This is a genomic window from Sphingomonas sp. PAMC26645, assembly GCF_004795835.1.
In the GTDB taxonomy this organism is placed as follows: domain Bacteria; phylum Pseudomonadota; class Alphaproteobacteria; order Sphingomonadales; family Sphingomonadaceae; genus Sphingomonas.
On the sequence record NZ_CP039249.1, the window covers coordinates 972,697 to 992,239 of the forward strand.

Genomic DNA, 19,543 nt, shown 5'->3' on the forward strand with positions numbered 1-19,543 from the left:
GGTGCTACCTTCGCCGGCGCGGTGCTAGGGTGCGCGCTGTCCTACACAGCCCACCTCTGTCACCATCCCCGCATGGTGATCCCAACCCCCTCGAAACCAGCCCGCCCGACCCTCGAAGTGCACACGCGCCGCAAAACGCTCCCAGCGTCTGCACTTCGTGCACTTCCGGCGCGGCACGCCTCGCCCCTACAGGCCATTTCGCTTCCGTTTCGGCCCTCGAATGCCTATATACTCGGCATGGCATCCAACCCCGAAACCAACAATCCCAACCTCCCGAACATGGGCGACTATGGCGCGGACTCGATCAAGGTCCTGAAGGGCCTCGACGCAGTCCGCAAACGCCCCGGCATGTATATCGGCGATACCGACGACGGTTCGGGCCTCCACCACATGGTGTTCGAGGTCAGCGACAACGCGATCGACGAGGCGCTCGCCGGGCACTGCGACCGGATCGACATCGTCCTCAACGCCGACGGATCGGTCTCCGTCACCGACAACGGCCGCGGTATTCCCACGGGCATTCACACCGAGGAAGGCGTGTCCGCAGCCGAGGTCATCATGACCCAGCTCCATGCTGGCGGTAAGTTCGAGAACACCAGCGACGAGAACGCGTACAAGGTCTCGGGCGGCCTGCACGGCGTCGGCGTCTCGGTCGTCAACGCGCTCAGCGAATGGCTCGACCTGACGATCTGGCGCAACGGCGAGGAGCATTACATGCGCTTCGCATTCGGCGATGCGGTCGCGCCGTTGAAGGTCGTCGGACCCGCAACCGAGGGTCAAAAAGGCACGCGCGTTACCTTCTTCCCGTCGCCCGCCACCTTCAAGATCACCGATTTCGACTTCGACAAGCTCGAACACCGGTATCGCGAGCTCGCGTTCCTCAACTCGGGCGTCCGCCTGTTCCTCAGCGACGCGCGACACGAGGAAATGAAGACCGTCGAGCTCTATTACGAGGGCGGTATCGCCGCGTTCGTAAAGTATCTCGATCGCGCCAAGGTGCCGTTGATGCCCGAGCCGGTCGCGATCAGCGGCACGCGTGACGACGTCACGATGGACGTCGCGCTGCAGTGGAACGATTCCTATTACGAGAACGTCCTCGCCTTCACGAACAACATCCCGCAGCGCGACGGCGGCACGCACATGGCCGCGTTCCGCGCCGCGCTGACCCGCACGCTCAACAATTATGCCGAGAAATCGGGCATGTTGAAGAAGGAAAAGGTCCAGCTCACCGGCGAGGACATGCGCGAAGGCCTGACCGCGATCGTCTCGGTCAAGCTGCCCGATCCGAAGTTCAGCAGCCAGACCAAGGACAAGCTCGTCTCGTCCGAAGTTCGCCAGCCCCTGGAAAGCCTGATGGCCGACAAGATGGCGGAATGGCTGGAAGAGAACCCCGCGCACGGGAAAGCGATCGTCGCTAAGATCATCGACGCCGCCGCCGCGCGCGAAGCCGCCAAGCGCGCCCGCGAACTGACGCGTCGCAAGGGCGTGATGGACATCGCCTCGCTGCCCGGCAAGCTCGCCGACTGCCAGGAGCGCGATCCCGCCAAGTCCGAACTGTTCCTGGTCGAGGGTGACTCGGCAGGCGGCTCGGCAAAGCAGGGCCGCGACCGCCATTTCCAGGCGATCCTGCCGTTGCGCGGCAAGATCCTCAACACCGAGCGCGCGCGCGAAGACCGGATGCTGTCGAGCCGCGAGATCGGCACGCTCATCACCGCGATGGGCACCGGCATCCGCGACGACTTCAACGCGGACAAGCTGCGCTACCACAAGATCGTCATCATGACCGACGCAGACGTCGACGGCGCGCACATCCGCACGCTGCTGCTGACGCTGTTCTACCGTCACATGCCCAAGATCATCGAGGGCGGCTATCTCTACATCGCCCAGCCGCCGCTGTATAAGGCGACCAAGGGCCGGTCGGAAGTGTACCTCAAGGACGACGCGGCGCTCGATGAATATCTGGTCGATGCGGGCGTCAATACGATGGTGCTCGACGGTCCCGGTGGCGGTCGTTCGGGTCGCGACCTGAAGGATCTGGTCGATCACGCGCGCCGGATGCGGACGCTGATGCGCTACGTCCCCAAGCGCTATGATGCCGGGATGATCGAGGCGCTGGCACTCGGCGGCGTGTTCGATCCGGAAGCGTCGGTCGAGGATCGCACGTCGCGGCTGGAGATCGTCACGCGTCGTCTCGAACTCGACGACGGCGATGCCCGCTGGACCGCGGTGCTGACCGAGGACGGCGGCATTCATTTCCAGCGCGCATGGCGCGGTGTCACCGACCACCACATCATCGAGGCCAGCTTCCTAGTGTCGGCCGAGGCGCGCAAGCTGCACGCTCTGTCCGGCGAGCATTCCGAGAGCTACGCCCACACCTCGAACCTCGTCCCCGCCAGCAAGGCGGCGGCGGCCGAAGAGCCTGAGGCTGAAGAGGGTGCGGAGGCCGGTGCCGGCGTGATCGGCTCGGTCACCGCCGTCGCCGCACGCGGCTCGACGCAGGTCTCGCGTCCGAGCCACCTGCTCGATGCGATCCTGACCGCCGGGCGGAAAGGTCTTGCAATCCAGCGCTACAAGGGTCTCGGCGAGATGAACGCGGAACAGCTCTGGGAAACCACGCTCGACCCGTCGGTCCGCTCGATGCTCCGCGTCACCGCGGTCAACGCCGAGAGCGCGAACGAGATCTTCACCCAGCTAATGGGCGAAGTCGTCGAACCCCGCCGCGAGTTCATCCAGGACAATGCGCTGAACGTCGCCAACCTCGACGTCTGAGCCGCACCTCACATTGCAACATATCCTGCAGTTTTCGCAGGATGCGTTGCAATAAAGGTCCATCGTTTTTCAGTTCGAATCGTGTGCTCGCAGTCCTAGTCCACCGCCGGATGTCGCTGACGAGGTCCGAGCACTCGACGCGCGTGTCGTGAGCTAGTTCGATACGAGCCGGTCAGACCGCCATGTCATTCGCTTCGACATGGGCGGCGATATCGCCGGCGGTCGTCCACCAGATACGTGGGTCGTCCGCTTCCCGAAGCTCCGTCAGGACGCGGGCGAGTGCTGGAACGCGGTGTGCCTGCCCCATGATGAAGGGGTGAAGCGCGATACCAAGGACGAGCGGCCGTCGGTCGCATTCGGACAACAGCTGTTCCACGCCTGCGCGTATCATGGCCGCGAACGTTTCTGCCTCCTGGTGGCGCTCGATGATCGCGGGGAGGTCGTTGATCTCCTGGGAGTAAGGAACGGAGAGAAGCCCGCCATATTTGGTCGACAGTCGGGTGGGCTGATCATCGTGCGCCCAATCGAGCACGTAGCGATAGCCGTTCTTGGCCAGCAAATCCGGCGTGTTTTGGCTTTCCGAAATCCAAGGCCCCAACCAGCCGGACGGTCGTATGCCGAGTGTCGCCAGTCTCTCGGTAACGTCTGCGATCAAGCTATCCTCGCGCAGGCCGACCATGTTCCCCTGCGCCTTCGCATTGCTGCTGCCGTGAGCCGCAATCTCGTCACCACGATCACGGCATGCTTCTGCCAGGCCGGGGCAACGCTCGAGCACGTCAGCATTCAGGAGTGCAGTGGTCCGCAGCTGCAATCGATCAAAGAGATCAAAAAGCCGCCATGCCCCAACGCGATTGCCATAGTCGCGCCATGCATAGTTCATCACGTCAGGTTCGGTCTGGGACGGCGCTAACTTTGGCCCCAAACCGCCACCGAAGTCGAAGACCTCATAATTTACGCCGAGATAGATTGCGAGGCGACGTCCGTCCGGCCAGTCGTAGTCCGGCCGGTCGGTGATGGGGCGGTAGTCATAGCGGTCATGGTTCGAGTTGCTCATGGCGATGCAACGCACAAACTAGCGAATGGCATCGCTGCTATCTCACGCTGCGTCGATTTCTGGGAAATGCTCTGCCGCTGGCACGCTATGTCGATTGGTCGGTGACGACGCCGATATTGTTGGCGGGGTTGGTGCTGCTGGTAGTTCATGAGCACGGGAAGGCGGGGAAGTTGGCGGGTATCTGACATCGGTCATCGTCCTTGATGTCCTGATGATCGTCACCAGCCTGATATTCAGTCGGGTTCCTGATGCTGCACGCGGTGCCACAGACGAAAGAGCATCGTGATCGCCTGCAGTGCGTCACTACCACCGCGTACCTGCGTGCCACCGCGCCAGTCCTCGTCGCGGCCGTGATGATGGTGGGGATCGTGGGCGGGCTGCTGCTGCGGTGGGACCTTTCAGGCGTGCGGTAGCTATTTGCCGGCATCGCGGCACTGGCGATGCCGCATCTGCTTGTGACGCCGTATTTCGAAGGGGTTGCCCGGCAATCGGGGGTTATGCCCCAGCCTCAAGCACGCCAGAGCTTTCTATAGGCCGTGTCGAATGCCGTCAGGTCATCCGGATCCGCCATCGTCGTCGCCACCCGCTTTGCGTGGCGGTGCGCCCAGCTTTCGATCGCGGCATGTGAACCAGGCAGGTTCGCGTGCAGCGCCGCCAGCGTCGCTGTCAGCCGCAGCGATACCTCGACCTCTTGAACACCTTCGCGCAGGATCGGCCCGAACGCGTCCGTCAGCATATCGTCCATCGTCGGTTTGCCGATGTGAACCGGATGGGTTTTGACCGTGTCCTCGACATTCGCTGCGCCCGGCCGGAGCGTCAGGAATACACGAAGCAAGGCGTTGAGGACCTCGATACCCGTACCCGGGTCGTTGGTCGCCGGGGCCAGCGCGCGGCTCGCGATCTCGGACAGTGCGATCAACCCCAACCGCGGGTCCTGATCGAACGAGCGATGTCGCTCGATCGTGAAGGTCTTCACCAGCGCGGTACGGACAGCGTCGTTCGCCTCCCCCTTGACCTGCAGGAGCGTACGCGCGGGGTGCATCATCGTGCCGGGCAGGACGTCGACATACACTGTCAGATCGTGGCGGTCGGCGATGGTGCCGAGCGCGGCGACGTCGATATGCGTGATGTAGCCGGTCTGCGGCGCACTCAGTGCCACGGCATCGGCGGGGATGGCGACAGGAGCCCGCCCACCGAGATACGGATGCGCGGCGAAATCTAGCATGGCCTCGGTCGCAGCCTCCTCGACGCGGTCGATCACGTCGGCCATCCGTCCGAAGGCCGTGATATGCCCGATCCAGCGCAACAAGGTGCCGACCACCAGCAGGATGATCAGTACCGTCGCCGCGAACAGGATGATCCGGCCGTCATGGCCGTAGGCGCTGGTGTTCAGCCCGACGATACCCACCATCGAAAAGACGAAGGCGCCAAGGAACGTCGACAGCGCGTTTTGCGAAGTCGGATCGCTCACCATCAGCTGGGTCGCCCGCGGTGTCGCGAGCTGCGTCGCCGAGGAATAGGCGCTGACCATCGCGGTCAGGGAAAAGGTCGTGACCGCCAGCATGCTGGAGGCCATGATCTGAAGGATCGTACCGACCGATCGCTGCCCGATATCCGCATCGAACGTGTAGGGCAGATACGGCGTGACGAGCCCGGCGACGATCGCCAGCCCGACGCTGAGCAGGCTGATGATCGCCGCGCGGAACCAGATTTGCCGGATGATCCGCTTCAGGATCCACGACCATTGCCTCATGCTGCGTCTCTCAAACGGTCGTTATCCACGATCATTATGACCACAACGGCTTGGCAATCCAGCGGCTAAGATCGAACTGGCCGCAGATCATCACGATTGCCGTGGCCAGCGGCACTGCGATTAGTGCTCCGGCGATACCCCAGACCCAGCTCGAGCCTCATCATCCACGACCATAGAGACGATGCGACGCCGGTGAGGATGCTGGTCGCGAGCATGGGGCGGAGCATGGCGCGCGGACCTAGCGGCTGACTTCGAAGAGGAACCATGCACGGCGTTCCGCCTCGTCGGTCCAAGTATCGATCAGGCCGGACGTCGCATTGTCTCTGGCGACGTCCGCGACGTCCTTGGCACGGCGAAGCGACTCGACCAGGAGAAGATTGTCGGCACGGAGTTCGCTCAGCATGTCCTGCGGCGTCACGAACTCGGCATCATTGTCCATTATGGTCTGATGCCGCGCGATATCGCCGATCGACCGGATGGTCGTGTTGCCGGTCTTTCGGGCGCGCTCGGCAATCGCGTCGGTGACAGCGAGAATCTGTGCGGCCTGCTCATCGAGAAGCAGGTGATAGTCTCTGAAATAAGGTCCGGAGACGTGCCAGTGGAAGTTCTTCGTCTTCAGGTAAATTGCATAGCTGTCAGCCAATATGATCTTCAGGGTGTCGGCGACAGTCATGGTTGCACATTCGTCGAGGTCGGACGGTGTCGGATTAGCGGCAACATGGGCGTTCGTCATCGGTCGGTTCCTCAATCGTGACTCGCGCGGTAGTTGGCACCGGTTTTCCGCAAGTAGCGCTGAAGGAGGATGAGTTGATCGCCGGACGATGTCCAATGACCACAGGCTATAGTTTTGATGACTACGAGCAAAGCGGATCCGACGGCCGACTAACCAAGTCTGGGCTGCACGTCCGCAATCACTAGCCGCCGTAGCGCTCGGTCTTGATAATGGAGGGGGGCAGGCCGGCCAGTAAGGCGCCCTCGGTCGCGATGTTGACGAAACCGTTGGATCCGCAGACGAAGACTTGGCTGGGCTTTCGGTGAAGTCGCGCCACGACCTCCTGGACCATCGCGCCGTCGATCCGTCGCCCGAAGTCCGACGGGCGGACCGGGGCTTCTCGGGTGATCGTCAGCGCCAGGACGAATGCCGCGTCGCCCATTTCGGTCGCATGCAGCTCTTCCGAGAAGAGAACGTCCGCCTCGGTGCGTGCGGATAGCAACAGCGCCGTCGGGACGGTCGTGGATAGCGTATGGCGGTGCCGGATCATCGCCATCAGCGGCACGAGGCCGGAGCCCGCTCCGATCAACAACACCGCATCCACGGCGGGATCCGGCCACAGGAAATGACCCCCAAGCGGACCACGAAGCTCGATATCGTCGCCGATCGCCGCCACGTCGTGGAAGAACGACGAGACTTCACCGTCCGGCAGTCGCTCGATCGCGAGTTCAAGGATCGGGGACGACGTCGTCGCGGACGCGATCGAGTAGCTTCGCATCGCGCTGTAGCCGTCGGGCGCGGTCAGCCGGACATCGACATGCTGCCCTGCGATGTGCGCGAACGGCTTGCTCAATCGCAGGAAGAAGCTCTTGATGCTCGGTGTCTGCTGGACGATGTCCTCGATCACGCACGACTGCCATGCCACGGTTTGCGCGCCGCCCTCAGTCATTGGTGTATCGCTGTTCGCGCCATGGATCGCCGTAGATATGGTAGCCGTGACCTTCCCAGAATCCGGGTTCGTCGCGCGTCGTGAACTGCAGTGCGTTCACCCATTTGGCGGACTTCCAGAAGTAGAGGTGCGGGACCAGGAGGCGCGCGGGCCCGCCGTGATCGCGCGGAAGCGGCTCGCCCGCATAGGTGAGGGCGACCATCGCCTTGCCTGACAGCAGATCCGCCAAAGGTACGTTCGTAGAATACTTATCGTAGCAGTGCGCCAACACGAAATCGGTGGGCGGGTCGAGCCCGGCATCGGCAAGTATGTCTTCGATGAGCACGCCCTCCCAGGCGGTGTCGAGCTTGGACCAGGAGGTGACGCAGTGAATGTCCTTGGTCACCTTCGTCTTCGGCAGGGCGTTGAACTCGCTCCAGTTCCAGACTTTGACGGGCTTCGGACCGATCTTGACCGTGAATTTCCAATCGGAAGGCTCTACGTGCGGCGTAGGGCCAGCGGACAGGACGGGAAAATCTTCCACGAGATGCTGACCTGGCGGAACTCGACCGGAGTCATCGCCGCTTGAACCGCGGCCGGAGAATCCTCTGGTGACCATGATGAATCCCTTGGGTTGGCTGATGGAACGGATCGGGCTTGAGTTCAGAAGCTGATGCTACATCCTTGTGGCTGCAACTGTCGAACGAGTTGTTTGACTCGAAAATAAGCAGGGTGGCCTGATGGAACGGCCATGATCTTGACCTGCTATGACGCCCGATGATTGCAAATGGGGTTTAGCGCCCACCCAGTCTGACTATCCAATACCCTGTCGCTATAGTTTTAATACGTTTCGGTAGTTTTGTCATGTGCGTGGCTAGGCGCGGGTCTTACGATCGATCGGTCGGTTCTGAATTATTCGGCCGATACGCATCGAAGTTAATCTGGTACGTGCCAAGTCGTTCCCTATGGAAACTATACGCAGCAGCTATTTGAATTGCGCTGGCCACGCAGCCATAGTCGTAGACTAATGATCGTTGCCGAGAAACTCATCTCCAACCTCACAAATGCCGACGGATCGCGCCTCGGCGAAGGAAATCCCATGAGCAAATCCATCGCCACCGCGTCGATCAACCGCGAGACTGCGGTCGCCCTCATCGACGCGGCCCTCGCCGCGGCACGCGCGATCGGCATCCCGGCTGCCGTCGCTGTCGTCGACGCCACCGGCTATCTGCGCGCGTTCGAGCGCACCGACGACGCGCCGTTTCTCACGGTCGACGTTGCCATCGACAAGGCCTGGAGCTCCGCCTCGTTCGGGTTCCCGACGCATGTCTGGAACGAGTATGTGACCAACGATTCGAAAGTGGCGCCGCTTGCCTATCGTCCGCGGATGGTGGCGGTCGGCGGCGGATACCCGATCCTGGAGGACGGCAAGTTGATCGGCGGGATCGGCATCTCCGGCGGCAACTATCAGCAGGACCAGGATGCCTGCGTAGCGGCACTCAAGCAAATCGGGTTCGAGCTACCGGCCTGACGACCGCCCAGCCGACGATCCGCATTGTAATTGGAGTAGCAAATGAACATCGACCAACGCCAAGCCCCCGAGCTGCGGGTGCAGAAATGGATCGGCGGCGACGGAGGAGCGATCGCGCCGCTTACGCTGTCGGATATCGGGCCCGGCCCGAAGGTCCTGTTCGCCTTCCAGCATTGGTGCCCCGGCTGCCATCTTCACGGGTTTCCGACGCTACAAAAATTACATCGCGCATTGAGCCCCCAGGGCGTGGGGTTTGCGGTGATCCAGACCGTCTTCGAAGGCGCGGACGAGAACACATTCGAGACGTTGCGCGTGAACCAGCGCAAATATGACCTTCCCCTCGCTTTCGGTCACGATGAGCCACCGACCGGGCAGGCGCTGCCGACCTTCATGGAAGACTACCGCACGCGAGGAACACCCTGGTTCACAGTGATTGATGAACGCGGCCATATCGTCTTCTCGGATTTCCATCTCGATGCGGACACGCTCATCGCGGACTTGGGTCAGGCATAGCTTATGCAGCGAGGGCTCAATCCTGACTGCTAGATTTGGGCGGTTCGATCGTCCCGCGTGCGATCAGGAAATCTCATGCCAGACGCAGCGCACCCCGGTATCGTGTTCAGCCACGCGATCCACGTGTTTGGCCACGGCCTCCTTTGCGGCATCGAAGGGACCATGATCCGTGCCCACAAGCCGGAGCGACAAGCTATCGCCATCGGCTGTCATGATAAGCTGACCACCGGGAAGCTCGATCTCCGCGGTCAGCGCATCGTAGCGAACCGGATAGGTGTGTACCCACGCCTCGGCGATCTCGGTCAGATAGCGGCTGCCATCGATCGTGGCGATGCGTGCTTCGGCTTCGAACATGAAGTGCTCCCGTAGACTTTGTGCTTCGATGAAAAATGTGGAATTTTCCCGAGATACGCGTCACGCCACGGATCAAAGGCGGATCACGCTATGATCGCCGTCACGCGAATTTCGATGCGCATGGTGGGAAGCCCCAGCGCCTCTACCCCCAATTGCGTCCAGATCGGCGCGCGGTCGGGCATGTAGTGGCGGTATAGCTTGGCCATCGTCTCGTTGATGACGGGAGGGAAGCCGCCGACGTGGTAGGAATTGACGTGGACGACGTGCCGCCAGCTTGCCCCAGCCGTCGCGAGCGTCCGTTCCACGTTCTCGAGCGCCTGCGCGATTTCTTCCTCGATCGCCTCGGGAATGACGAGATCGTCGTTCCAGCCGCCTTGTCCGGAAATCTCCACGCGGTCGCCTATGCGCATCGCCTGGGAGTAATGCAGCGCGTCATGCAGGCGCGTTCCGTAGCCTGGGGTGATGAAGAACGACGGTGTCGTCATGAGTTTGCCCTTGATGAGATGAACGGCGTTCGGCACCGGCGCTGCGGCCGGTAGCCGGACCCTATTCCACGTCTTCCACAATGAGGTCGCGGCCATTGAACTGCACGGTCTCGCCTTCTCGCGCGCCTTCGATCGCCTCGAAGATCGGCGCCATCGTCGAAATGCCCATCACCTCACGCCCCTGACAGGTGAACCGGCTGGTCGATACGGCGATCGCGAAGTAGCGGCCGGACAGCTTGACGACAGAACCTTCCTCGACCGTCGACTTGGGGCCGAAATCGATCATCCTGAGCTTGTCGATCTTGTCGGCGTAATCGTGCAGCGTGTCGTCGAGCGCTTCGGCTAGGTCGCTGGCGATCTCGGCCTGGGCCAGCTCGTCGTTCTCGACCGGTTCGCTTTGATCGACCTTGGCGGTGAAGACATAGTCGAGGTAGTTCTCCCGAGCGCTCTGCAGCGCTGCGGTCTCCAGCGAGAGCATCGTGTCTCGGATATGGGCCTTGTTCCAGTCCATGATGACGTCCTTGCGTTACGGTGCTTCGATAGTTCGGCGGACTCGTGCTCCAGTGACGTCGCTATTCGTCGCTGATGACGTCTTCGCCCTGGTAGGGAACGCGGATCAGCCGGGATCCCCGGATGATGCTCGTGACGAGCCAGACATAGTCCTGCTCGGCAGTGTCGAAGCCGAGGATGCTGAAACCGCCGCCGAACGGGCATGACGGAAAGTCCGGAAAGCCCTCGCGCAGAACGTAGCGCTCGGGATCGCGGTGGAACTCGTCCTTGAAGACCTTGCGCAGCCCGTGCTTGGTCGGCGCGTCCCGGTCGCGTGTCGCCACCGTTTCCCGATCCGCGACGAGCCGCTCGGACAGGTCCCGGGGACAGATTTCGTGGAAGACGTCGAACGCGTCGATCAACAGGCCGCGGTGCCCGGTTGCCGGGTCGGTGATCGCGTAGATGTTGGAGGCGTCTTCGCCGTCATCGCCGCTTTCGAGCCGCAACGCCGCGTCGACGCGAATGGTGCACGCCTCGATGGTCGATCCAAGTTCGAGATCGACGAGAGTGCCGTCCTTGACGCGGTACTCGTGGTCGTAGCCCTTGGCGACGAACGCCTGCACCGCTTCGAGGATGTCGGTCAGTTGGGTCGTCATAGCCATTTGGCCTTCTTGAAGCGCACGAACAGCAGCAGGCAGAACACTGCGATCACGCCGAGCACGATGAAGTATCCGTAGGTCGCGTCCAGCTCCGGCATGTTCTTGAAGTTCATGCCGTAAATTCCGGCGATCGCGGTCGGGACCGCCAGTATCGCCGCCCACGCCGCGAGCTGGCGGGTGATCACGCCCATCCGCTGCGCCTCCAAAAGGCTGCTCGCCTCGAAGACCGTGGACAGGACGTGGAGAAGGCCGTCGACCATCGACTGTACGCGGTGGAGATGGTCCGCGACGTCGCTGAAATAGGGTGTCACGTCGGCGCTGATGCAGGGGAAATGGCCCCGAACCAGCTTCCCCACCAGCTCCCCCATGGCGCCGAGCGTGCGCTGGAATCGTGTGAGTTCTGACCTCAGTTCGAAGATGCGGACGACGTCTTCCCGCTCGAGGAAGTCGTCGAGCGACCGTCTCTCCATCGCCAGAACGTCGTCCTCGATCATCTCGAAGATCGGCAGGTACTGGTCGACGATGCGGTGCAGGATGGCGTGCAGGACATAGTCGACACCCTTTCGGGACAAGGTGGTCGATCCCTCGAGTTGCGCGCGAAGGTTGCCCAGCGCGCCCGCGGTGCCGTGCCGCACGGTGATGAGATGATTGTGACCGGTGAAGATCGCCATCTTGCCGTAGATGATCCGGTCGCCCACCAGCGCCGCGGTCTGCGCAACGATGTAGAGTTCGTCATTGTAGACTTCGAGCTTGGGCGGGCACAGCGGGTGCATCGCGTTGTCGATGGCCAACGGATGAAGGTCGTAGGTCGACTGGAGCTTGCTGAGTTCGTCATCGGTGGGCTCGCCGAGCGCGATCCAGCAGAAGCCCGTGCGATCCTCGCCAAGTTCGATGCTTTCATCGAGCGCGATTGCCCGGATCCGCTTGCCTTCGTGGTAATAATAGGCGGCGATTACGCTCATGCCGGCTTCGCGGGGATATGCAGTCCGCGCTGCACCGCGGGTCGCGCCAGCGCGCGTTCGAGCCACGCCTGGACGTTCGCATAGTCGTCGAGACCGAGAATGGCGCCGGCAGCGTAGAATTCGCCCAGCGCATTCACCCAGCCTATCGTCGCGATGTCCGCGATCGAATAGTCGTCGACGATCCAGTCGCGGCCGTCCAACTGACGGTCCAGGACGCCGAGGAGACGCTTGGTTTCGTCGACGAAGCGCTGCCGAGGCCGTTTGTCCTCGAAATCCTTACCACCAAATCGCAGGAAGAAGCCGAGCTGACCGAACATCGGTCCGATCGCCGACATCTGGAAGAAGACCCAGGCAAGCGTCTCGTACCGTCGGGCAGGGTCGACGGGCATGAACCGGCCCGTCTTCTCGGCGAGGTAGAGAAGGATCGCCCCGGACTCCCATAGCGCCAGGGGCTTACCGTCGGGCCCCGCCGGATCGATGATCGCGGGGATGCGGCCGTTCGGATTGAGCGCCACGAACGCCGGGTCCTTTGACTCGTTGTTCGAGATGTCTACGAAATGCGGCTCGTACGCCGCGCCGGTTTCCTCCAGCATGATCGAGACCTTGACGCCGTTGGGGGTCGGCGTGGCGTAGAGCTGGATGCGATCGGGATACGATGCCGGCCAGCGCTGCGTGATCGGGAAGGACGAGAGGTCGGTCATAATCTGCGATCCTGGTGCTGCGGTCATGGAGGATTGCGGACCAGACCGGCGCTGAACGGTGGTGGCGTCTATTCCGCGGCGATCCCGGTCGCGGGCTGCGTATCGTCAGCCGTCTGGCGCTTCGGAAGCACCCAGCCGGGACGCACGAAGTGGCAGGTGTAGCCGTTCGGCCGCGTCTCCAGATAATCCTGGTGATCCGGCTCGGCCTCCCAGAAATCGCCGGCCGGCACGACCTCGGTCACGACCTTGCCATTCCACAGCCCGGAGGCATCGACGTCGGCGATCGTGTCCTCGGCAACGCGCTTCTGCGCGTCGTCGACGTAATAGATGCCCGACCGGTAGGAGAGCCCCATGTCGTTGCCCTGGCGGTTCTTGGTGGTGGGATCGTGGATCTGGAAGAAGAATTCGAGGATCGCCCGGTAGCTCGTCACCGCCGGGTCGAAGGCGATCTCGATCCCCTCGGCATGCGTGCCGTGGTTGCGATAGGTGGCGTTCGGAATATCCCCGCCGGTGTAGCCGACGCGGGTCGAGATGATGCCGGGCCGCTTGCGGATCAGATCCTGCATGCCCCAGAAGCATCCGCCTGCGAGAATGGCGCGCTCGTGCATATTAAGCCTCCTCTGCCTGATCGAGATATTCGCCGTAGCCTTCGCTCTCCATCTCATCGCGCGGAATGAAGCGAAGCGACGCCGAGTTGATGCAGTAGCGCAGGCCACCGCGGTCGGCGGGACCGTCCGGGAACACGTGGCCGAGATGGCTGTCGGCGTGTACCGACCTGACCTCGGTCCGGACCGTCCCGTGCGTGGTGTCACGGACCTTGTTCACGTTTGCCGGGACGATCGGCTTGGTGAAGCTCGGCCAGCCGGAGCCCGACTCGTATTTGTCGGTCGAGGCGAACAGCGGCTCGCCCGATACGACGTCGACATAGATGCCAGGTTCCTTGTTGCCGTCATACTCTCCGGTGAAGGGCCGCTCGGTACCCGAGTGCTGCGTCACCCGGCGTTGCTCCGGGGTCAGTCGATCGACTGCGTCCTGCGATCTTTCAAACTTCATGATATCACTCAATACTTTTCAGGAGGAACGAAGGATCTACGTTCAGAAAATAGTATTCGTCATCATGCAGTGTATCGCAGTACCTCCTGGAATTATCCAATACGCCGGACGTATAGTTTCCATACCACCGATACTGTTCATGCCGTGACTCAATTCCACGCGTACCGGGCCGCCATTTGCGCGATCTTGCGTATTTCGACTGGCGCGGTGGAGCCGGAGACCGTCGCGATCACGACTTCGCGCTCCAGGACGAACCCGTCGATCGGACGCGTGACGAGGCCGTGCGCCGTGGCCGATCGTTCCGGAAGAATGCATATCGCGTCGCTGTCGGCGACGACCCGCTGCACCCAGTCTTCGCGATCGGATCGAAAGCGAGGCTGCACGAGCACGTCCCGTCGCGCGAAGTGATCGCGGATCTCGTCGCGAAACTCGCATTTCAACCGGTCGACGAACGGAAACCTGACCAGATCTTCGCCACGCACGACCTCGCCGGCGGCCAGGGGATGGGTCGCGGAACAGCCGAGGACGAAGCGTTCGCGAAATAACGGGTGCACGCTCAACTTGAGGTCGGGCCGCGTTTCACGCGGCAGGATGCAGGCATGGTATTTTCCCGACAGCACCTCCGATGCGTCCTCGTTCGACTGTAACGAGTGCAGCTTGATTTCGACCGACGGCACCTCCGCCAACGCGCTCTCGAAAAACGCCGAGAATTCCTTTGGTCCGACGGTTGGCGCGACGCCGACGTCCAATACGCGGTGCCGTCCCATCGCCCAGTTCTCGGAATGATCGCGGACGCTCCTGACCGCCGCCGCCATGCGCCTGAATTCCGCCTCGACGTCCTGACCGAGGCCGGTAAGGCGGCTGTTCTTCCCGTCGCGGTGGATCAGTCTCCCGCCGAGCTCCTCCTCCAGGCGATGGATCGCGCGGGTCAGACTGGGTTGTGACACGCTGCTCAGCCGTGCTGCCGCCGTGAAATTGAGCGTCTCGGCTAAGTTGATGAAGTAGCGGACTTGATTGAGTTCCATAGCCTCGACCCCTCAGCCTGACTGCTTCTTCGTCCTCGGAGTGCGCGGTTGGTAAGAAGCCTGTATAAGTATGCTTGAGGCATATAGTTGCGGTTCAAGGCCATTGCTATATGCATGGCGCATATATATTATTGGCGCAGCGACATGCGCTGGTTCCTCGCTGTTTGTTCGATAGCTGGCGTCAAGCGGGCACGATCGCGAACTTCCTGCGCTTCGTCCTACGCCTCGCGGTCTACGCCTCGCTCAAGCAATTCGGCATCGATAGGGCAGTTCGTGCACCCTTCGTGGCAACACAGGCGACAGATGCGGTAGGAGTGATCGAGGTTTTCGAGGCGGTCGCGCAGGACGCGTTCGGCGATGTCGGACAGGATCTTCAGATCGTCCGGCGTGAGGATCGTCAGCCCTTCGGCAATGACCTGATCGCGGGAGGCCAAGACCTTGTCGCTGGAGATCTTGCCAGCGGGCGTAAGGTAGAGCGAACGCGTACGGCCGTCCGTCGAATGCTCCCGACGCTCGATCAACGCATCGCTCGCCAGCCGATCGACCAGGCGAACGGCCCCTGCATGTGAAAGGCCGACTCCGATTGCCAGCATGCGGATCGAGAGCCCGGGTTGGTGCGCAAGCAACGCGAGCGCCGATGCCGCAGGGCCAGCTTCCGGCGCTTGCAAGGACGTCGCACGCACGATGTCGTCGCTGATCATGAGCGCGAATGCGCCGAAGATATTGCGATCTCGAGGACTATCCATCGCCAGATCCATATGTGCGCGAAGCATATAGGGCAAGCGATACCCCGATCGGACTGTGTCCAATAAAACGGGGCGAGACCGCCAGCCTCGTACGCCGTCAACTTAACCGCGCCGAACCGCAGAAACGTCAGCGCCGGTCTTGCCGTGCGCGGTCGGTAAAGCTGCGGAAGGTGATCGACCAGCGCGTCACTTCCATCTCGGCGATGCTGTGCTCCCAGTCATGCCGCGCCTCGCCGCTGAGATGGTACACCGACCGCGGCGCAAGCGGCACGGCGGCGCGGTCGAAGCCGCCTGCCTTGCGCCGCCGGAACCGCATCGTTGCCGGCACGCCGAGCGAAATACCGACGACATGCTCGAACACCGGGCGGTCGCGGTGCCAGCCGATCCCGGCCCCCGGATCGTACCGAATCAGCAACGCCTGGACGAGCGCCTCCTCCGGCAGTTTCGCGAACGCGGCGGCGCGCCGGCGGATCGGCACCAGCCAGTCGGGCAACGGATCGGTCTCGCCGAACCGGCTCGTGTCGAAGTCGTAATGCCAGCCAAACGAACGGGTCAGCCGCTTGCCGAGCCAACCCTGGAATTGGAACGGCGCCAGATCCTGTTCGTCGATCCGGGCGATCAACATCGCCTCCTCATCCCGGTCGATCAATGCGTCGCGGTACGCGAGTCCGGGGAGGAGCGGCGTGCCGAAAAGGTCTGCGGTCGGATTGGCCATCGAGCGGATGTAGGGAGGCGGGCGGCCATGACCAGCCGAAAGCGCCGCGGTTGCTCATCAGACCGCCGCCATCTACCGCGGTGTGCGCTTGCAGGAGACTGATATGACCGCCCATCTCAAGATCGATTTCGTATCGGACATCGCGTGTCCTTGGTGCATCATCGGCCTGCGCGCGCTGGAAGAGGCGTTGGCCCGCGCGGCGGATGCGCTCGACGCGGAGATCGTCTTCCAGCCGTTCGAACTCAATCCGGCAATGCCCGCAGGCGGCCAGAATATCGGCGAGCATATCGCGGAGAAATACGGGTCCACGCCCGAGCAGTCCGCGGCGAACCGCGCGATGATCGTCGACCGCGCGGCCGACCTCGGCTTCACGATGGCGATGACCGAGACGACCCGGATCTACAACACGTTCGACGCGCACCGCCTGTTGCACTGGGCGCAGATCGAAGGGGGCCAAGCGGCGCTGAAGCATGCGCTCTTCACCGCGAATTTCACTGATAATGTCGATCCAGGCGATCACCGCGTGCTGGTCGATGCTGCGACAAAGGCCGGACTTGATCCCGTCGCCGCGGAAGAGGTGCTTCGGTCGGGACGCTACGCGGACGAGGTTCGCGCGGCGGAGGAACTGTGGCGGGCTCGCGGGATCAATGCAGTGCCGGCGATCGTGATCAACGACCGGCATCTGATCTCGGGCGGCCAACCGGTCGAAGTCTTCGAACAGGCACTACGGCAGATCGCCGCAGCGGGCTGATCTGGATCGGGTGGTCAGGCAGCGGGGTTGAGTTGCCTGACGCGTAATTGTCTCGGGCATACTGCGCTGCGCCCGATCGACCGGAACAACGGAAGACGCTCCGTCATCGCCCGGTCGAAGATCTTCCCGGCGCGGTACCCGCCCCGGCGCGCCTCAGTTCAGCGTCGTCATCTCGACGGGCTTGCCCTTGGTGGTCGGGTTGGACGCGTTCGCCTTGGGTGCCTTTTCGGCCTTGGGCTTGCGGACTTCCTTGCTCGATTTCTTCTGGCTCTTCGCCATCACGGCACCTCATGGGGCGGAAGGCCCCGCGGTCACACTACACGCGTTGCCGCCAATGCCCCTATCTTATCGGTTCGGCGTTCGGCGCAGCAGGTCCAATGTCGCTTGGTCGTCTTCGCCACCGAAGAACCGGTCGAGCGCCGCGCGGTACGGTGCGGGATCGTCGGCTATCGCAGCGAACAGGGTCATCGACGACCGCAGCTTCACCGCATCGATCCCGCCCAGAATCGCTTCGGCAGATCCGGGCGCGGCCGTCACCGTCTGCGTGACCTCGATCAGTCGCGGCCCGAGTACCGGATGCGCGAGATACGCCCGAGCCTCGTCCGCCCCGGCAATCGCGTAGGTTTGCGCCATGGCGCTCTGCCCCAGTCCGGCGATCTGTGGAAAGATGAACCACATCCAGTGGGTGCGCTTGGCCCCGCGCTGCAACTCCGCCAGCGCCTGCGGATAGACGCCGTCCTGCGCCGCGACGAAACGATCGAGATCATGCTCCATGGACCCGAGATGGTCGCATCGGCCCCCCTCCGCAACCACGATGCCGGTCGATGCGTTGCAAAGGGGGTTGAGGAGATCAGGTGATGACGACGGTGCGATCATGAGGACGGCAATCGCGGTCGCGTTACTCGCGGCGCCGCTTCTCGTCGGTGGATGCGGACGTAACGACGATCCCACCAAGACCGCCGCGCCCAGCGGCTTCACCCCGCCCGAAACCCGCGCCCCCGCGCCGATCGCAGGCCAGGCGCAGACCACGCCGATCACCGCCTATGTCGGTAAATACCCGCATGATGCGGTCGACGGCGTCGATTTCTTCGACCGCACCGACGTTGCGACCGGCCTCGTCAACGCGGTCGGCGACGCGAAGCTGCGCGAGATGATCCGCGGTCGATCGGGACCCGCAACGCCCGTTTTCAAAATGGGCGACCGCGTCGCATCCTGGGGCTGCGAAGAGCATAATTGCGGCGACCACAACTGGACGGTGATCGTCGACCCGAAGCGCGGCAAGACCCAGGTCTGCTACCACGACGCAGCCAAGATGGGCCCACAGAGCGACTGGTATGACGGCGCAGCCCCCGCCCGTCGTGCCGAAACCTGCCCGTCGGAAGGATAAGCTATGCTCGAACACATCCCCGCCTGGCTTGGCCACGCGATGAGCGGCCTTCGTGCCGGGATCGACAAGCTTGCGATCGTCCAGTTGGGCGAGAACTTCGAGACGTTGACCCTGACCAGCCCGGCGTTCGCGCACGAAGCACGGATGCCGCCGCGCTTCACTGCGGACGGGGAAGGCGTGTCGCCACCGCTTGTCTGGAGCGAACCGCCGGCCGGGACCGAACGCATGGTGCTGATCGTCGAGGATGCCGATGCTCCGGCCCCGCAACCCCTGGTGCACGCAATCATCTGGGGACTCGAGGCGGATGCGGGACAACTAGCCGAAGGCGCGATCGCTGCAGACGGCGAAGGCGACGCGGAAGGTCGCGATGTCGGTCGTAATTCCTATCTGCGCGAAGGTTGGTTGCCGCCCGATCCGCCGAGCGGTCACGGCGAGCATCGCTATGCGTTCCAGGTCTTCGCGATCGGCGCGGGGGCAGGGGATGTCGGCGCGACACCCGGGCGCTCCGCGGTGATCGAGGCCATCACTGGGCACGTGCTGGCGGCAGGGCTGTTGATCGGGACCTATTCGCGCGAAGAAGAGGCTCCCGTAGGGCCGGTGGGACTAGCCTCACCCGCCTGACCGTGACGCTCGGCAGGCGCCTCGTCGTTCAGGCGAGCGCGCCGCCGGTCTGTGTTGCGATCAGCAGGATGGTGGTCGAAAAGGCGATGAGGCCGATGAGGATGCTGCGGTTCATGATGAGCGTCCTGATCAGGCGATGGGGATGATCGGGACGGCGGTGCCGACTGCGATCGCTGCAAAGAACAGTGCGCCGACGAGCGAGAAGGCAATGCGCTGAGCGGTTTCGAAACGGATCGACATGAGATTTTCCTTCGATGGTCGGGCGCCGGACCATCCGGCTGCCGATATCGAATGAATTGCATGGCGCGTGCCAGTTTCTTAGATCATTGATTTTG

At 62.8% G+C, this 19,543-nt stretch carries 26 protein-coding genes; 8 read left to right on the top strand and 18 right to left on the bottom strand.

Features of this window, described 5'->3' with window-relative positions; all coding sequences use genetic code 11:
- Positions 1-237: 237 nt before the first annotated feature.
- Positions 238-2,769: a DNA topoisomerase (ATP-hydrolyzing) subunit B gene (gyrB, locus tag E5673_RS04695; protein WP_136189124.1), complete on the top strand. Its 2,532-nt coding sequence runs from the start codon at positions 238-240 to the stop codon at positions 2,767-2,769.
- Positions 2,770-2,941: 172 nt separating this feature from the next.
- On the opposite strand, the gene E5673_RS04700 is transcribed toward gyrB, so the two are convergent.
- The gene (locus tag E5673_RS04700) at positions 2,942-3,823 is read right to left on the bottom strand and encodes a polysaccharide deacetylase family protein (RefSeq protein ID WP_136189125.1); all 882 of its coding nucleotides are present in this window, start codon (positions 3,821-3,823) and stop codon (positions 2,942-2,944) included.
- Positions 3,824-3,924: 101 nt separating this feature from the next.
- Between E5673_RS04700 and E5673_RS20215 the strand changes: the two genes are divergently transcribed.
- Both E5673_RS20215 and E5673_RS19605 read left to right on the top strand, forming a co-directional pair.
- A complete protein-coding gene (locus E5673_RS20215) occupies positions 3,925-4,008 on the top strand; it encodes a hypothetical protein (protein WP_348769897.1) in 84 nt (27 codons plus the stop codon).
- A gap of 63 nt (positions 4,009-4,071) precedes the next feature.
- On the top strand, positions 4,072-4,236 hold the full coding sequence (locus E5673_RS19605) for a hypothetical protein (protein WP_168711570.1): 165 nt from the start codon (positions 4,072-4,074) through the stop codon (positions 4,234-4,236).
- Positions 4,237-4,331: 95 nt separating this feature from the next.
- Here the strand turns inward: E5673_RS19605 and E5673_RS04705 are convergent, their stop codons facing one another.
- From E5673_RS04705 to E5673_RS04720, 4 genes are all read right to left on the bottom strand, one after another.
- Positions 4,332-5,576, bottom strand: a complete 1,245-nt coding sequence (locus tag E5673_RS04705; protein WP_136189126.1) for a DUF2254 domain-containing protein — start codon at positions 5,574-5,576, stop codon at positions 4,332-4,334.
- Positions 5,577-5,814: 238 nt separating this feature from the next.
- On the bottom strand, positions 5,815-6,309 hold the full coding sequence (locus E5673_RS04710) for a DNA starvation/stationary phase protection protein (protein WP_136189127.1): 495 nt from the start codon (positions 6,307-6,309) through the stop codon (positions 5,815-5,817).
- 181 nt (positions 6,310-6,490) lie between these two features.
- Positions 6,491-7,237: a ferredoxin reductase gene (locus tag E5673_RS04715; protein ID WP_136189128.1), complete on the bottom strand. Its 747-nt coding sequence runs from the start codon at positions 7,235-7,237 to the stop codon at positions 6,491-6,493.
- Entirely contained in the window at positions 7,230-7,835 is a 606-nt protein-coding gene (locus tag E5673_RS04720; protein ID WP_136189129.1) for a sulfite oxidase-like oxidoreductase, read from the bottom strand. The genes E5673_RS04715 and E5673_RS04720 overlap by 8 nt, the downstream gene beginning before the upstream one ends.
- Before the next feature lie 480 nt (positions 7,836-8,315).
- Here E5673_RS04720 and E5673_RS04725 point away from each other — a divergent pair, with 480 nt between their 5' ends.
- Together E5673_RS04725 and E5673_RS04730 are read left to right on the top strand one after the other, a co-directional pair.
- Entirely contained in the window at positions 8,316-8,747 is a 432-nt protein-coding gene (locus E5673_RS04725; protein WP_136189130.1) for a heme-binding protein, read from the top strand.
- 42 nt (positions 8,748-8,789) lie between these two features.
- Positions 8,790-9,260: a redoxin domain-containing protein gene (locus E5673_RS04730; RefSeq protein ID WP_136189131.1), complete on the top strand. Its 471-nt coding sequence runs from the start codon at positions 8,790-8,792 to the stop codon at positions 9,258-9,260.
- A gap of 63 nt (positions 9,261-9,323) precedes the next feature.
- Here E5673_RS04730 and E5673_RS04735 read toward each other — a convergent pair whose 3' ends face one another.
- From E5673_RS04735 to E5673_RS04785, 11 genes are all read right to left on the bottom strand, one after another.
- Complete coding sequence (locus tag E5673_RS04735) at positions 9,324-9,614, bottom strand: DUF2218 domain-containing protein (RefSeq protein ID WP_136189132.1); 291 nt, start codon at positions 9,612-9,614, stop codon at positions 9,324-9,326.
- A gap of 83 nt (positions 9,615-9,697) precedes the next feature.
- Positions 9,698-10,099, bottom strand: coding sequence for a RidA family protein (locus E5673_RS04740; protein WP_136189133.1), 402 nt, complete (start codon positions 10,097-10,099; stop codon positions 9,698-9,700).
- Between the two features lie 61 nt (positions 10,100-10,160).
- On the bottom strand, positions 10,161-10,610 hold the full coding sequence (locus tag E5673_RS04745) for a hypothetical protein (protein WP_136189134.1): 450 nt from the start codon (positions 10,608-10,610) through the stop codon (positions 10,161-10,163).
- Positions 10,611-10,671: 61 nt separating this feature from the next.
- The gene (locus tag E5673_RS04750; RefSeq protein ID WP_247599580.1) at positions 10,672-11,250 is read right to left on the bottom strand and encodes a hypothetical protein; all 579 of its coding nucleotides are present in this window, start codon (positions 11,248-11,250) and stop codon (positions 10,672-10,674) included.
- Positions 11,241-12,209 (bottom strand): magnesium and cobalt transport protein CorA, encoded by a 969-nt coding sequence (locus E5673_RS04755; protein ID WP_136189135.1) that lies wholly within the window; start codon positions 12,207-12,209, stop codon positions 11,241-11,243. Before E5673_RS04755 ends, E5673_RS04750 begins: the two co-directional genes overlap by 10 nt.
- A complete protein-coding gene (locus tag E5673_RS04760) occupies positions 12,206-12,910 on the bottom strand; it encodes a glutathione S-transferase N-terminal domain-containing protein (RefSeq protein ID WP_136189136.1) in 705 nt (234 codons plus the stop codon). The genes E5673_RS04755 and E5673_RS04760 overlap by 4 nt, the downstream gene beginning before the upstream one ends.
- Positions 12,911-12,978: 68 nt before the next feature.
- Positions 12,979-13,518 (bottom strand): peptide-methionine (S)-S-oxide reductase MsrA, encoded by a 540-nt coding sequence (gene msrA, locus E5673_RS04765; RefSeq protein ID WP_136189137.1) that lies wholly within the window; start codon positions 13,516-13,518, stop codon positions 12,979-12,981.
- A 1-nt stretch (position 13,519) separates the two neighbouring features.
- Entirely contained in the window at positions 13,520-13,963 is a 444-nt protein-coding gene (msrB, locus tag E5673_RS04770; RefSeq protein ID WP_136189138.1) for a peptide-methionine (R)-S-oxide reductase MsrB, read from the bottom strand.
- A 149-nt stretch (positions 13,964-14,112) separates the two neighbouring features.
- Entirely contained in the window at positions 14,113-14,988 is an 876-nt protein-coding gene (locus E5673_RS04775) for a LysR family transcriptional regulator (RefSeq protein ID WP_136189139.1), read from the bottom strand.
- 218 nt (positions 14,989-15,206) lie between these two features.
- Positions 15,207-15,734, bottom strand: a complete 528-nt coding sequence (locus E5673_RS04780) for a MarR family transcriptional regulator (protein ID WP_247599581.1) — start codon at positions 15,732-15,734, stop codon at positions 15,207-15,209.
- A 127-nt stretch (positions 15,735-15,861) separates the two neighbouring features.
- Positions 15,862-16,449 (bottom strand): alpha-ketoglutarate-dependent dioxygenase AlkB, encoded by a 588-nt coding sequence (locus E5673_RS04785; protein ID WP_136189141.1) that lies wholly within the window; start codon positions 16,447-16,449, stop codon positions 15,862-15,864.
- 103 nt (positions 16,450-16,552) lie between these two features.
- Here E5673_RS04785 and E5673_RS04790 point away from each other — a divergent pair, with 103 nt between their 5' ends.
- Positions 16,553-17,200 carry a DsbA family oxidoreductase gene (locus E5673_RS04790; RefSeq protein ID WP_136189142.1) on the top strand — a complete coding sequence of 216 codons (648 nt, stop codon included), beginning with the start codon at positions 16,553-16,555 and terminating at the stop codon, positions 17,198-17,200.
- A 153-nt stretch (positions 17,201-17,353) separates the two neighbouring features.
- Here E5673_RS04790 and E5673_RS20150 read toward each other — a convergent pair whose 3' ends face one another.
- Positions 17,354-17,479: a hypothetical protein gene (locus tag E5673_RS20150; protein ID WP_259457500.1), complete on the bottom strand. Its 126-nt coding sequence runs from the start codon at positions 17,477-17,479 to the stop codon at positions 17,354-17,356.
- A gap of 66 nt (positions 17,480-17,545) precedes the next feature.
- Positions 17,546-17,974, bottom strand: coding sequence for a DUF1810 domain-containing protein (locus E5673_RS04795; RefSeq protein ID WP_136189143.1), 429 nt, complete (start codon positions 17,972-17,974; stop codon positions 17,546-17,548).
- A gap of 100 nt (positions 17,975-18,074) precedes the next feature.
- Here E5673_RS04795 and E5673_RS04800 point away from each other — a divergent pair, with 100 nt between their 5' ends.
- Together E5673_RS04800 and E5673_RS04805 are read left to right on the top strand one after the other, a co-directional pair.
- Positions 18,075-18,587: a hypothetical protein gene (locus E5673_RS04800; RefSeq protein ID WP_136189144.1), complete on the top strand. Its 513-nt coding sequence runs from the start codon at positions 18,075-18,077 to the stop codon at positions 18,585-18,587.
- Positions 18,588-18,590: 3 nt separating this feature from the next.
- Positions 18,591-19,208: a YbhB/YbcL family Raf kinase inhibitor-like protein gene (locus tag E5673_RS04805; RefSeq protein WP_136189145.1), complete on the top strand. Its 618-nt coding sequence runs from the start codon at positions 18,591-18,593 to the stop codon at positions 19,206-19,208.
- Positions 19,209-19,543 lie beyond the last annotated feature (335 nt).